We start from the raw sequence: 13,381 nt of genomic DNA on the forward strand, positions 1-13,381 counted from the left end.
TCCTATCTTAGGGCCGCGTTGAAGGTGTCGGCCAGATCGCAAAGATTGGTCAGCCAATCTTCTGCCAGCGGGTCGGCGTAGGCGACACGGCCGCGAATCGAATCGGCCACGAGCGCGGCGCTTTTTGTGGAAAATTGAGGCTGAACAAAGATCACGCGTATCTCATCTCTCCTGGCTTCTTCGATCAGCATCTTCAATTGAGCGGGCTTGGGGTCTTTTCCTTCGATCTCGATGGCGATCTGTTCGAGTCCGTAGGCGTGCGCGAAGTAGCCCCAGGAGGGGTGAAACACCATGAATCGCAGACCTGCCTTGCCGGCGAAGGTGGTTTTAAGGTGGGCGTCGAGACGATCGATTTCGGCGGCAAAACGCCGAAACTGATCTTCGTAAAAATCCTTATGGACAGAATCGGCGGACTGCAGGACATCTGCGATCGTGCGGCTCTGGATTTTCACCAAGGGCGGCGAGAGCCAGATGTGTGGATCGGGGGCGGCATGGGCCTGCCGGTTGGCATCGTGTTCGCTTGGGAAATGCCCGTGTGCCCCAGCCGCTTCGTGATGATCTTCTTCTCCATGATGGTGCCCGGTCATAAATATCTTCTCGATGCCTTGATCGGTATGAACCACAGCCATTTCAGGATTGGCGGCGGCGAATTTTTTCAACCAGACGTTTTCAAACGGCACGCCCACGGCAAAGTAGATACTGGCTTTGGAAAGGGCCGCCATCTGGGTGGGTTTTGGCTCATAGGCATGCGGGCTGGCGCCGGGCTGCACCATGACCTGGACCTCGACCCGATCCTTTCCGATTTGTTCCACAAAATATTTCTGGGGCAGGATGCTGACAAAGACCGCAATCTTATCAGATGCATACCCGGCCTTTAATGTCATCAGTAGAATCACAGCGGCCCATAGTAAATTGATAGCTATACGCATGAAGACAACCTTTTGTCCGAGGCCGGAAAGACCGGATTGCGGGGACGGTTCGATTCTGATGGTTTGTGTGATTCAAATCGGCAGATCACCTGTCCGCCAATGCACGCCGTGCAAATATAGGGCATTGGCCTCGAAGATGCAACCGATGGGCTTCAAAGTCAATGTCATTTACTTGGGCGGATATTGCGGGCGGGCATAAAGCCCGCCCCTACGAGATTTGAGTGGCAATACAGGCAGTTGTTCTAATCGTGCGGTGTAGGGGCGGGCTGTATGCCCGCCCGAAGGGAGGCCGAACGCATTAAGTCAACGGCATTGAGTTTAAAATTCGATGGCCAATTGGGCCGTGACCGTATCGGTCTCTTCCACATCGTCTTCGTATTCGTCGTGCAGATATTCCAGAGCCAGGTTGGTGCAGCTGAAGACGCCCCAGTTGATCACCGCGCCGTATTGTTTTTCGGGCAGGAAGTCGGCCCCGTCGTCCGATCCGCCATAGCGCACGGCCAGTTCCAGATCCTCGACGATCATGACGCCGAATTCCGCGTTCCAGGCTGCGGGCTTACGGTCATCAGGGTCGGTGTCGATATAGACTTCCCCTGCTTCGAATTCATCCAGGGCTGACACATACTCGCCGATGAGCCGGAAGCGGTCGAGGAATTCGAAAGTGACGAAGGCGCTCCAGCCGCCGACAAAATCCTCGACCGGATCGATGTCGCCGTCTCCGTTCCGATCCGTGATCACTTCGGAGAAAGCGTCCGAAGAGGCCAGGCTGGAGATATACGACGCCCCCAGCGTCAACCCCTCGAAGGGCTGGGCGGTCACGCCGGCCACGAAGCCGTCGACGTGGTTGTCTTCGCCCGCCTCCTCGATTTTCCCATTGAAGGCGCCCACCGAGAGATCGACCAGTTCGCCGCCGATGCGGCAGCCGGCCACCAGCGATCCCTCGTTGGTTTCCCCGAGGATCAGGGTATTGGGGTCGGTGATGAAGTGGGTGTCGAACCGGCCGAAGGGCAGGTACTGCCGCCCGGCGATCAGGTAGGCCGGAAAGGCGTCGGTACCGGTCAGGGTGATGAAGCCCTCGTCCACGAACAGATCATCGTCTTCCCACTTGAACAGCACATGGCCGTCTACATGGTCGATGATGCGGGCATCCACGGCCAGTTCCACGGTGGCCAGGTCCACGTCGCTGCTGTCATCTGCCGTGTCGGCGTCTTGGTAATAGGCCTCGACCTCCACCAGGCCGCTGACCTGAATGCGGTCCCACCAAGAGTTGCCCGCTTCTGTCCCGCCAATGGCTTTTTCCAGAAGCCGGACACGCTCTTCGAGACTGGCGTTGTCCTGCGCCAGGGCCGCTGCCGTCAAACCCATCAACAGCGAACATGTCAACAACACTACCCATTTCTTCATCGTACACTCCTCCTTCTTCGATAAAAGCAATGATGTTAGGTCCGGTAACCTTGTGCGCTTATCAGTGGGACAAAAAAAAGGCGCAACGGCGCTCGTATCATGTATCTCAAGCGCCGCTGCACCTTCGCTTCCCATGCACCATTTTCAGGTCATCGGCCGCAAGGCTAACGCAACTGAGTTAGGCAATCCAAACTTAGGATGCACTATATTCCATGCACGGATTGCAGAGTCAAGTACTTTTTAAATACCGGCCCCGTTTGATTCCTCCTCATCGGTACTGCAAGAAGCAAAGAGATCCTCGGTTTTGACCGTCGCCGCATTGGCAACCGGATCCGGCGCAGGGTTTTCAATTGAGTTTTCATTCATTCTCCAATAGCCTGTTCCGCGCCAGATATTCGAATGAATGCTTTGCCCGGAGGTACTGATGAAATTTTTCTATGCAACAGTTTTATGGTTTTGCGGATTGGTGGTGGTACATCCACTGCCGGGGGACACGGTTCCAACGCTCACCCTATGCACCTGGAACATCGAACACCTTGCAGCGCAAGATGACGCCGGCTGCAAGCCGCGAAAGAATCATGACTACCAGGCTCTCCACAAGTTCGCGGCCGATTTGAACGCCGATATCATCGCTTTCCAGGAGGTTGAAAATCTATCAGCCGCAAGGCGCCTATTCACACCGTCCGAATACCATATCGAAATTTCCGGGCGACCCACCGTTGAACTCGGTCGATGCCGCGAAGGGGACCGGCGCCGCATGCAACGGACCGGTTTTGCCATCCGTAAGGACCTCCAGACCAGGCTCGGCCTCCGATACCAACGGCAGCCAGATGTTCGCTATCTGGCCACCCAACCCTCAGAAAGATGGGGCGTGCATATCATTGTGTTCTCGACCAATGAGCCGGGGAGACGCCTGCATCTTTTGGCCGTTCATTTAAAATCGGGTTGCTCCTATGGCGAGCCGAAGTATCGTGGTGATGAGTCGCCGTGCAGCCGGTTGGCCGAACAGGTGCCGCGCCTCGAGGCCTGGATGGATGCCCGGGCGGCGGCCGGTGAAGAGTTTATCATTCTGGGGGATGTGAATCGCCAGTTGGACGGATTGGGCGACCCGGTGTGGGAGGCCTGGGACGACAGCGAATGCTGCACATGGGAGCAGCCGGCCACAGGATTGTGGCACTGCCGCGAAGGGACCGAACGATTCAATCCCATCGCCGATCTCGAACGGGCACGATCCGGCAGGAAGCACCCTTATCCCCACAATGCAAAACACCCCTTTGCCATCGATCATATCATCATGAGCTCCGGAGCCGATCGTCTGGCGATCGAAATCACAGCGCAGTTCATTCACGACCGGGACAAACTGTCCGACCATGCGCCTCTGATGATGAAGATCAATTGGAGATAGGAAAAGAGGCGGCGGAATATGAATAGACAAATACAGGATAATCCATTAGGGATCTTCACAGTGTTTTATCCGACTACCCCAAAAAACACGCCTGCAGCCTTCGGCCCCATTGGTGTGAAGTGATGTGAAGGGGTAACCAGGTGTGACAGAATACCTATAGTTACGACTCCACTTTTTTCGTGCTGGTGGTCGACCGAAAGACCGCAAGAGGGCCTCTCTATCTTAATGTTCGTTGCAACCGCAGGACATCCCTGCCGCCCTCGTTGTTTTCGATCAGCGTCTGGGGCAGTTTCTTGCGCAACGCCTCGAGGCGCTTGGATTTGAAGGCTTTGCGACTCTCTTCTATTTCTTCGATGGCTTCATGGATGACCTCTTCCAAGCGAAGCTCCCTGGAGCGCTTGGGACACAGATCGAACAGGGGTTTCAAATTACGGTCGTCGATCTGTCCTTCCAGAATGGACCTTACCAAACAGCGATGCATGTCGATGCCCTGCTGAAGCTCCTTGACGCTGGTCTCGATCGCGTTGATGATGTCCTTTTTATCCAGCCCCATATATTTTGCCATCCTTTTAAAGTTTAATCCTTCTAACAACTATCTTACAAAAATGGCCGTCTTTAAAGGGTTGTTTCAAAGGCGGCGGATATTTTGCTTCTATGCCGCTAAGTTGCGTTGAGCAGTGTCGATTACTATTTCTTCGGACCGCGTGATGACCTGTTTTTGATGGCATCGACTTTTTCTTTCAACGGTATCGAAAAGACGTCGCAACGTTCAATGCATTTTTCAGGTTTGTGGCCATGCCGGCGATACTCTTCGAAATGCTCAAGCCAGCTTTCCCCAGCCCGCGGGCATGTCTGAATGAACTCCATGAAGTCGGTCAGGCTGGCCAGGGTGCCTTCGCTGAGGGTATGCTCCATTTTACAGGCCTCTTCGTCGGCGACCTTGGATTTGATTTTCAGAATTTCGGTCAGGAATTTGAACAGCACCCCGTGCCGTCGCCTCATCTCCTTGCCGATATCTGCGCCATCCTTGGTCAATTCCACATATTCGTACTTTTCGTAACTGACCAAACCCCGGCTTTTCAGGGTTTTGAGCATGCTGGAGACGGTTGGCATTTTAACGTCCAGCCGTTTGGCGATATCCTTTACGCGAACGACTTTTTTTTCCCTGTCCAGATCGAAAATCGCCTCAAGGTAATCCTCCATGACAGAGGTCAACGGCTTATCCGCGAGACTCTCTTTTTTGGTGGATACCATCGTATCTCCTATTCCGAAAGGGTTTCAAAATAAAATTTTAAGGTTCTAATAATGGAAGGATGCACTCATTGTCAAGCCATCTTTTGACAAGGCCCGGTGACAAGGCCCGGGATGTTGCCACCGTTCAACTGAACGCATTCACCATGCCCCGTTTTAATACGTCTGCGGCTGTATCATTCCGCTATTTTCATTGCATGCGATCGATGGCTTGCTTTATGATGCGTTGGCAAAATTTCAGCCGGAGGAACTTGCGCATGTCGAAGAGGTGGAGCGCACCCAGGGGGATGGATTTGCCTTTACGCCATCGATGCCGTTGGATCGTGTCAGCCGCCGCTGTTTTGATATTGGGTTGGGCCGCGGCGGCTTCAGGCAACGCATACAAGGGAAGCTACCCATACAAGGCATTGGCCACGGTGGGCATGGTGGCCGACATCGTGAGGCAGGTGGCCGGCGACAAGGCCGAGGTGACGCAGATCATCGGCGCCGGCGTCGATCCCCACTTATACAACCCCACGCGCGGCGACGTGGCGGCGCTGATCAAGTCGGACATCATTTTTTACGCCGGATTGTTGCTCGAAGGACAGATGACCGATATTCTGGTCAAGATCTCGCGCCGCCGGCCGGTGATTGCCGTGACCGAGCTGCTCCAGGTGGGCGACCTGATTCGTGATGTCCAATCGGGTCATCACGACCCGCATGTCTGGATGGATGTGAGCCGGTGGAACCTTGCCGTGAAGGTGGTGGTGGACGCCCTGGTTGCATTCGACCCGGTGAATGACGATGTTTACAGGCGTAACGGCGAACGATACCAGATCCGGCTCCAGGAACTGGACGATTATGTGCGCCGGGTCATCGGTTCGATTCCCGAACAACAGCGCATTCTGGTGACGGCCCACGATGCCTTCAACTATCTGGGGCGGGCATACGGCATAGAGGTGTTGGGCATCCAAGGCCTCTCCACGGAATCCGAGGCTGGCTTGAAAGACATCAACCGCATCGTGGACGTGCTGGTCAGCCGCCGCGTGCCGGCGGTATTCGTGGAGTCCAGCGTGTCCGACAAGAACGCCAGGGCGCTGATCGAAGGGGCCGCGTCGCGCGGCCATCAGGTCATCGTCGGCGGGGAGCTGTTTTCCGACGCCATGGGCGCGGCCGGCACTTACGAGGGCACCTACATGGGGATGATCGATCACAACGCCACGGTGATTGCACGGGCACTGGGCGGCCGGGCACCGGCCGGGGGAATGCAGGGCAAACTCAGTCTTGCGCATCAAACTAAAGTATCCATCCGGAAATAGCGTCTGGAGGCTTTCATGTCCAACTTATCCGAATTCGAAAACATAGCCGACGCGGGGCAGGAGACAGCCCCGATCTGGATCAACGACCTGACGGTGGCCTACCATCGAAAACCGGTGTTGTGGGATGTGAACCTGGTGCTGCCCGAGGGCAAGCTCGTGGCCGTCATAGGCCCCAACGGCGCCGGCAAGAGCACCCTGATCAAGGCCATCCTGGGGCTGGTGCCCAAAGCAACCGGCGATATTCGCATCTACGGCCGTTCATATGAAGCCCAGCGGCGTCTGGTGGGTTATGTGCCCCAGCGCGAGAGTGTGGATTGGGATTTTCCGGTCAGCGCGACAGATGTTGTGGCCATGGGATTGTATGGGAAAATTGGCTGGCTGAAACCGGTGTCGCGGCGCCATCGCGAACAGGCGGTCGAGGAGCTGCGCAAGGTGGGTATGGAGGCCTATGCCGATCGACAGATCAGTCAGCTTTCCGGTGGCCAGCAACAGCGTGTCTTCCTGGCGCGCGCCCTGGCCCAGGATGCGCAGGTTTACTTCATGGATGAGCCGTTCGCCGGCGTGGACGTGGCCACCGAAAAGGCGATCGTTGCCCTGCTCAAGGAGCTCAAGACGGCCGGTAAGACTTGCGTGGTGGTCCATCATGATTTGCAGACCGTGACCACTTACTTCGATCACGTGGTGCTGCTCAACATGCGGGTGGTGGCTGCCGGGCCCGTCGAGGAGGTCTTCACCGAAGAGAATTTGAAGAAGACTTACGGCGGCAAGCTGACGCTGCTCAGCCAGGCGCTGCATAAGTACGCCCAGCAGCCGGGGATTGGAACGGGGGGTGCCAAAGGGGGGCACCGATAATGCCGGGTTCATCCATTAAGAGAATGGTCTCCCATGGCCTTGGTTGGATTGCGGCGGCCGCTTGGGTTTGGTTCTGGCCCGACCTGGCCCATGCCGGCGGCTTGGGCGACACCGGCCTGCAGTGGCCCGGTTGGCAAGAACTGCTGCGTGTGTTGACCTTGAGAGATTACAATACCCGCGTGGTCATCGTCGGCACCACCCTGCTGGGGCTGGCCGCCGGATTGAGCGGGACATTTTTGATTCTGCGCAAGAGGGCGTTGCTCAGCGACACCCTCAGCCATGCCACCCTGCCCGGGATCGCGCTGGCATTTATCCTGATGACCGTCTTTTTCGGCGACGGCAAATCCCTCATTGGACTCATCGCCGGTGCCGCCGTATTTGCGGTGCTGGGGACCGGCTCGGTGCTGGTGATCGAGCGCTACTCGCGGCTGAAGGACGATGCGGCATTAGGGGTCGTGCTGAGCGTCTATTTCGGCCTGGGCATCGCCATCATGGGCATCGCCACTCGCATGGAGACAGGCAATTCGGCCGGACTCACCTCCTTCATCTACGGCAAAACCGCTTCCATGCTGTTATTTGACGCACTGCTCATTGCGGTGACGGCTTTTGTCGCGGCGCTGCTCTGCCTGCTGTTCTTCAAGGAGTTTTCCCTCGTCTGCTTCGATGCAGATTTTGCCCTTACCCAGGGATGGCCCGTGGCGCGCCTGGACTTCTTCATGATGTCCCTCGTGGTGGTGGTGACCGTGGTGGGGCTGCAGGCCGTGGGGCTCATCCTGGTGGTGGCCCTGTTGATCATACCGCCGTCGACGGCCCGTTTCTGGAGTCGTCGGCTCTCGGTCATGCTCGTTTTGTCGGCCGGCTTCGGCGCGTTGAGCAGCATGATCGGCGCAGCGGTCAGCGCCTTGATGGCCAATTTGCCGGCAGGCGCGGTGATTGTCATGACGGCCTCGTCCCTGTTTTTCTTCAGCCTGGTGTTTGGCACCAACGGCGGGTTGTTGCAAATGGCCCTTGACCGCTGGCGCCTCGGCAAAAAGGTGATGCACGAAAATTTGCTGCGCGAGCTGTATGAATGGCAGGAGATCGCGGCCCAACAGAGCGGCGCTATTGCGGACAAAACCCGCATCGACGGTCCCCGCCTGGAAGAATTGCTGCCCAGACGGTCCTGGTCGGTCCACGGCCTGCAAAAAGGGTTGCGTCAGCTGATCCGAAAGGGGTGGCTTCGTTTGTCCCCGGAAGGACGGTATTTTTTCACGCCGGAAGGCGTTTTGCAGGCGCGCGCGGTGGTCCGCAAGCATCGGCTATGGGAAGCCTATCTGATCGCATACGCCGATACGGCGCCGGGCCAGGTGGATTGGGGGGCCGATGCCATCGAACACGTTATCGACGAGCGGATCATCGCCGAGTTGGAAGCCGGTTTGCCCGATTGGACGCCCAAAGCCGTGCCGGAGAGTCCGCACGAGCTGATCCGCAGTGGGGTATAGGCATATGGAATGGACCTTTATCGACAGCTGGATTATCGTCACCGGCATCCTCAGCGCCATGTCCTGCGCACTGCTGGGAAACTATCTCGTGCTGCGGCGCATGAGCATGATGGGCGATGCCATCAGCCATGCCGTGCTGCCCGGCCTGGCCATCGCATTTCTGGTCAGCGGCAGCCGGGACAGTTTGCCTATGCTCGTCGGCGCGGTGGGTGTGGGGGTCCTGACAGCGGTATTGATTCAAGCCATCGGCAAGCTCAGCGGATTGGACCAGGGGGCCTCCATGGGGGTGATTTTCACCACGCTTTTCGCTTTGGGATTGATTCTGATCCGCCAGGCCGCCGATCATGTGGACCTCGATCCGGGCTGTGTGCTTTATGGCGCCATCGAGCTTACCCCGCTGGACGTCTACGCGCTATTCGGGTGGGAGATCCCCCGCGCGGCAGTGACCAACGGGATCATGCTGTTGGTCAATGTGCTTTTCGTGGTTTTCTTCTTCAAGGAATTGCGCATCACGTCCTTTGACCCCGCGCTGGCCACCACCATGGGATTTAACGCGGGAGTGATGCATTACGTGCTGATGGCGCTCGTGGCCGCCACCACCATCGCCGCGTTCGAAAGCGTGGGCAGTATCCTGGTGATCGCCATGCTGATCGTGCCGGCCGCCACCGCCCACCTGCTGACCGATCGGCTGGTGGCCATGCTGGCGATCAGTCTCGTCGTCGCCGCCCTGTCGGCCGTCCTGGGTCATCTTGGCGCGATTACCATACCGACTTGGATCGGTTTCCGCGATACGAGCACCGCCGGGATGATGGCCGTGGCTGTCGGTGTCTTGTTTCTGGCGGTTTTTCTTTTCGCCCCCCGCCACGGCATCATCGGCCGGATGGTCGCCCAGGGTCTCCTGACATTGCGTGTCAACCGGGACGACATCCTGGGCATGCTCTACCGGGTGCAGGAATTGTCCGGCCAACGGTCACCTGCCGTCAAAACGGATGATCTGCGCAAGGCCTTGTTGACCGGCGGCTGGGTGAACCTGGCCCTTGCCGACCTGCTGCGGACCCGAATGGTGCGGCGCACCCTGGAAGGTGTGGTGTTGACGGAAAGCGGCCTATCATCGGCCGCCAACCTAATCCGTTCCCATCGCCTCTGGGAGAGTTATCTGTGCGGCCAGATGGGGTTTTGCGACGCCGAGGCGCATTACAGCGCCCATCAACTGGAGCACGTGACCGACGAGGCCATGCAGGAGCGGTTGAAGCGTGCTGCCAACTATCCCACCCTGGACCCGCACCGGAAAGCGATTCCATGATCGATAGGGCACGAGGTGAATTGCTGTGACGCTTCAAGTGATAGTGCTGCTTGCGATCGTGGCCGTTGCGCTTGTCATTTTCATCGGGGGTTGGCTGTCGGTGGACCTGGTCGGCCTGCTCGTGCTGGCGGCCCTTGCCTTGGGCGGATTTGTCACAGCCGAGCAGGCGTTGGCCGGATTCAGCAGCCCGGCGGTGGTGACCGTCTGGGCGATGTTCATTCTCTCCGCGGGATTGAACCGCACCGGTGTCGCCCATCGTCTGGGGCAGCCGCTGCAGCGTTTCTCAAAAGGCAGCGAGGTGCTGCTCGTGGTGGTGCTGATGGCGGCCGCGAGCCTTTTGTCGGCCCTGATCAACACCGTGACGGTGGCCGCGATCCTGTTGCCCGCGACCATGGAACTGGCCCGGCGCAGCGGCCGTCCGCCCTCACGTTTACTGATGCCGCTGGCGCTCGGATGTCTGCTGGGCGGTCCGTTTACCGGCATCTCGACCCCGCCCAACATCCTGGCCACCGATGCCCTGCGCACCGCCGGGCTCGAGACGTTTGCCATCTTCGACTTCACCCCCATCACGGCGGCCATCGTGGCGGCCGGTATCGTTTTTATGGTGGTGATCGGGCGTCGCCTGCTGCCTGCGCGGGCCAAGGAAGCTGCTGACGGCGGCCGATTGTCCAGGCAGGATCCCTACCAGCTCGGTACCCACATCTTCACCACCCATATTCGATCGGGATCGACCCTGGTCGGCCACTCGTTGGCCGAGAGCCGCCTTGGCTCGGCCCTCTTCCTGACCGTGGTGGCGCTTCAACGTCAAGGGGACTTGATCCTTGCACCTCGGCCCACGGAAATTCTGCAGGTGGACGACAGACTGATCGTGCACGGCCAACCCGATCATCTGCGACGCTTTCATGGCAGTCAGCATCTCCAGGTCGAATCTTCCGAGTCGGCAAGGGAGTTGATCCTCGAGAGGCTGGCGGCCGCCGAGGGACGGGTGGCCGACGACTCACCCCTCGTGGGGGCGACGCTGGCCGAGAGTGGCCTGCGGCCCAAATATCGGGTCCACGTGTTGATGCTTCGCGATGCGGCCGGCAACGTTGTTCTGGATCCAAGGCGCCATCGTTTCGCCGCGGGCGATCGTTTGCTGCTTCAGGGGGAAATGGAGGCCCTGGAAGCGCTGACCGGCCAAGGGTTCGTGGCTGAAGCGCGATTCGTGCCCCAGGATGAGGTGGATCGATTGACCAGCGGCCGTGCCAGGTTGTTGACCGTCCGGGTCCCGAGCGGATCGGTACTGGCCGATCGGGATCTGGTCGAGAGCCGCCTGGGAAATGCCTTCGGCCTTACCGTGGCGGGGATCGTTCGCGGTGAGACGTTGATCTGTTTGCCGTCGCCCCATGAGAAGGTGCAGGCCGGTGATCTCCTGGTGATGCAGGGGACGACGCAGGACCTGGAGATTCTCGAAGGACTTCAGGCCCTGGAAATCAGCGAACAGTCCGCCGATTTGCTGGCCGAATTGGAGTCCCAGCAAATCGGCGTGACCGAAGTGCTGCTGTCACCCCGGACCACGCTGGCGGGCCGGACCCTGGCCGACCTTCTCTTCCGGGATCATTACGGTGTCAGTGTGCTGGCCATCTGGAGAAACGGACAAGCATACCGTACCGGCCTGCAGGATATGCCGCTCAAGTTCGGGGACGCCCTTCTGGTCTACGGGCAGCGGCAAAAGCTGGAGGCCGTGGCGCGCGATCGCGATTTTCTCGTGCTCGACCCGGCGGCCGTGCAGGCCCCCCGACTGGAGAAGGCCGGCATTGCCACGGTCATCATGCTGGCGGTGATCCTGGGTGCGATCCTCGGCCTGGTTCCCATCGCCATCGCCGCCGTCGCCGGGTCAGCGCTCATGGTCCTGGTCGGATGCCTGAGCATGGAAGAGGCCTACCGCGCCATCGAATGGAAGGTCATTTTTCTCATCGCCTGCATGTTGCCCCTGGGAGTGGCCATCGAGAATTCGGGTGCGGCCCAGATGGGCGCCCAGGTGCTGATCGGCGTGGTCGGGCAATACGGGCCCCGCTGGGTGGTGGCGGCGCTCTTCCTGGTCACCGTGATCGGCACCCAGGTGATCCCCACGGCGGCATTGGTGGTCTTGATGGCACCGGTGGCCCTCAGCGCCGCATCGACCCTGGGGATTTCGCCTCAGCTCTTGATGATGACGGTGGCGATCTCCGCTTCATCGAGTTTTGCCAGCCCGCTGTCGCATCCCGCCCACCTGCTGGTCATGGGGCCCGGCGGATATCGTTTCATCGACTATGTGAAGGTGGGAGTTCCGTTGACCGTGGTCACGTTCGGGGTCTCGGTGTGGCTCCTGCCGATCCTCTGGCCGGCTTGATGGAGAATGTACTGAAAGCGATTCAAACCATGACGGTGTCGTCAACAATGGATGGCCGATGAACGGGGAAAAGAGACGTTTTCTGATTCAAGATCGCGTGGCCGTCGACAGTCAAAGCGGGCTCGCATGGCCCATCGATGCGGCATTAGGAGAGTTTCCCATGACCTGGCACGAAGCATTGGCCTTTGTCGACGACCTCAATCGGCGGCGGTGGGCCGGTTTTGAGGATTGGCATCTGCCCAACCGGCGCGAGCTCTTCAGCCTGGTCAGCCATTCCCGGATCAATCCGTCGCTGCCGGCCGGGCATCCCTTTGTCAATGTCTTTTCCGGTTACTACTGGACCACTACCACCTGCAGCCGGTTGCCTGAGCAAGCCTGGTACGTGCACCTGGGCGGTGCGCGCGTCTTCAAAGGGATGAAACACGGTTTTTATATGGTGTGGCCGGTTCGAGCCGACGCGCCTTCCGATGGGTGGCCCTATCGCACCGGCCAGCGCGCCTGTTACGACGAGGAACACATGCCGCTGACGTGCGCCGGCGGTGGGCAGGATGGCGCCCTGCGGGCGGGACGTCCGTGGCCCGAGCCGCGTTTTGACGTGCGTGAAGATGGGGTTCTGGATCGATTGACCGGATTGATATGGGATCGGTCGGCCAGTAGCGCCCCAGCGCCGGTGGATTGGGAATCGGCTTGTGAGATGGCGGCCGCTGCCAATCGGAAAAGGTATCTGGGCCATGATAGCTGGCGCTTACCGACGGTCCGCGAAATGGAGAGCTTATGCGATCTGGGCACCCACAGCCCGGCGCTGCCCCTTGACCATCCGTTCGAAAATGTGCGTTCCGACTACTGGACCTCCACCACCAGCCGTTACGAATCCTCTTATGCCTGGGTGCTTTATCTGCAGGACGGCGCCGTGGGCGTCGGCTTCAAGTCCGGTTCCGTATTCGATGTCTGGCTGGTCAGAAATAGATGAAAATAAGTTTGAAGTTCAAAGTGTTAAGTTTAAAGTGATGGTATTCTGTCTATTGTTGTTCATAGGATATGCTGCTTATCCGGTTCCCCCCCGTAATCTCCGCGCATCGATTCAATA

12 protein-coding genes are annotated in these 13,381 nt (G+C 58.7%); 7 read left to right on the plus strand and 5 right to left on the minus strand.

The features are described from left to right. Positions 1-2: 2 nt before the first annotated feature. The 3 genes from DFT_RS01695 to DFT_RS26920 form a co-directional block, all read right to left on the minus strand. Positions 3-929, minus strand: a complete 927-nt coding sequence (locus tag DFT_RS01695; RefSeq protein ID WP_054029504.1) for a metal ABC transporter solute-binding protein, Zn/Mn family — start codon at positions 927-929, stop codon at positions 3-5. Positions 930-1,247: 318 nt separating this feature from the next. After that, positions 1,248-2,333 (minus strand): LbtU family siderophore porin, encoded by a 1,086-nt coding sequence (locus DFT_RS01700; RefSeq protein WP_054029505.1) that lies wholly within the window; start codon positions 2,331-2,333, stop codon positions 1,248-1,250. Between the two features lie 240 nt (positions 2,334-2,573). Further along, the gene (locus tag DFT_RS26920; protein ID WP_268750660.1) at positions 2,574-2,699 is read right to left on the minus strand and encodes a hypothetical protein; all 126 of its coding nucleotides are present in this window, start codon (positions 2,697-2,699) and stop codon (positions 2,574-2,576) included. Positions 2,700-2,757: 58 nt separating this feature from the next. On the opposite strand from DFT_RS26920, the gene DFT_RS01705 reads away from it, so the two are divergent. After that, positions 2,758-3,738, plus strand: a complete 981-nt coding sequence (locus DFT_RS01705; RefSeq protein WP_054029506.1) for an endonuclease/exonuclease/phosphatase family protein — start codon at positions 2,758-2,760, stop codon at positions 3,736-3,738. Between the two features lie 217 nt (positions 3,739-3,955). Here DFT_RS01705 and DFT_RS01710 read toward each other — a convergent pair whose 3' ends face one another. Beyond that, entirely contained in the window at positions 3,956-4,291 is a 336-nt protein-coding gene (locus DFT_RS01710) for a hypothetical protein (protein WP_054029507.1), read from the minus strand. Between the two features lie 134 nt (positions 4,292-4,425). Continuing rightward, the gene (locus tag DFT_RS01715; protein ID WP_054029508.1) at positions 4,426-4,992 is read right to left on the minus strand and encodes a metal-dependent transcriptional regulator; all 567 of its coding nucleotides are present in this window, start codon (positions 4,990-4,992) and stop codon (positions 4,426-4,428) included. A 254-nt stretch (positions 4,993-5,246) separates the two neighbouring features. Between DFT_RS01715 and DFT_RS01720 the strand changes: the two genes are divergently transcribed. The 6 genes from DFT_RS01720 to DFT_RS01745 are packed head-to-tail and all read left to right on the plus strand — an operon-like array spanning position 5,247 to position 13,264. Then, positions 5,247-6,287, plus strand: coding sequence for a metal ABC transporter solute-binding protein, Zn/Mn family (locus DFT_RS01720; RefSeq protein WP_083453261.1), 1,041 nt, complete (start codon positions 5,247-5,249; stop codon positions 6,285-6,287). 15 nt (positions 6,288-6,302) lie between these two features. Further along, complete coding sequence (locus DFT_RS01725; protein WP_054029509.1) at positions 6,303-7,139, plus strand: metal ABC transporter ATP-binding protein; 837 nt, start codon at positions 6,303-6,305, stop codon at positions 7,137-7,139. Next, positions 7,139-8,620 carry a metal ABC transporter permease gene (locus DFT_RS01730; protein WP_152971824.1) on the plus strand — a complete coding sequence of 494 codons (1,482 nt, stop codon included), beginning with the start codon at positions 7,139-7,141 and terminating at the stop codon, positions 8,618-8,620. The genes DFT_RS01725 and DFT_RS01730 overlap by 1 nt, the downstream gene beginning before the upstream one ends. Before the next feature lie 4 nt (positions 8,621-8,624). Further along, the gene (locus DFT_RS01735; protein ID WP_054029510.1) at positions 8,625-9,923 is read left to right on the plus strand and encodes a metal ABC transporter permease; all 1,299 of its coding nucleotides are present in this window, start codon (positions 8,625-8,627) and stop codon (positions 9,921-9,923) included. A 25-nt stretch (positions 9,924-9,948) separates the two neighbouring features. Continuing rightward, a complete protein-coding gene (locus DFT_RS01740) occupies positions 9,949-12,294 on the plus strand; it encodes an SLC13 family permease (protein ID WP_054029511.1) in 2,346 nt (781 codons plus the stop codon). Positions 12,295-12,352: 58 nt separating this feature from the next. Continuing rightward, positions 12,353-13,264 (plus strand): Lcl C-terminal domain-containing protein, encoded by a 912-nt coding sequence (locus DFT_RS01745; protein ID WP_054029512.1) that lies wholly within the window; start codon positions 12,353-12,355, stop codon positions 13,262-13,264. Positions 13,265-13,381 lie beyond the last annotated feature (117 nt).

It is taken from the genome of Desulfatitalea tepidiphila (assembly GCF_001293685.1).
Classification (GTDB): domain Bacteria; phylum Desulfobacterota; class Desulfobacteria; order Desulfobacterales; family Desulfosarcinaceae; genus Desulfatitalea; species Desulfatitalea tepidiphila.

Coding starts and splice junctions, on each gene's coding strand:
- DFT_RS01695 (WP_054029504.1), bottom strand. CDS start 929: ATGCGTATAGCTATCAATTTACTATGGGCCGCTGTGATTCTACTGATG.
- DFT_RS01700 (WP_054029505.1), bottom strand. CDS start 2,333: ATGAAGAAATGGGTAGTGTTGTTGACATGTTCGCTGTTGATGGGTTTG.
- DFT_RS26920 (WP_268750660.1), bottom strand. CDS start 2,699: ATGAATGAAAACTCAATTGAAAACCCTGCGCCGGATCCGGTTGCCAAT.
- DFT_RS01705 (WP_054029506.1), top strand. CDS start 2,758: ATGAAATTTTTCTATGCAACAGTTTTATGGTTTTGCGGATTGGTGGTG.
- DFT_RS01710 (WP_054029507.1), bottom strand. CDS start 4,291: ATGGGGCTGGATAAAAAGGACATCATCAACGCGATCGAGACCAGCGTC.
- DFT_RS01715 (WP_054029508.1), bottom strand. CDS start 4,992: ATGGTATCCACCAAAAAAGAGAGTCTCGCGGATAAGCCGTTGACCTCT.
- DFT_RS01720 (WP_083453261.1), top strand. CDS start 5,247: ATGTCGAAGAGGTGGAGCGCACCCAGGGGGATGGATTTGCCTTTACGC.
- DFT_RS01725 (WP_054029509.1), top strand. CDS start 6,303: ATGTCCAACTTATCCGAATTCGAAAACATAGCCGACGCGGGGCAGGAG.
- DFT_RS01730 (WP_152971824.1), top strand. CDS start 7,139: ATGCCGGGTTCATCCATTAAGAGAATGGTCTCCCATGGCCTTGGTTGG.
- DFT_RS01735 (WP_054029510.1), top strand. CDS start 8,625: ATGGAATGGACCTTTATCGACAGCTGGATTATCGTCACCGGCATCCTC.
- DFT_RS01745 (WP_054029512.1), top strand. CDS start 12,353: ATGAACGGGGAAAAGAGACGTTTTCTGATTCAAGATCGCGTGGCCGTC.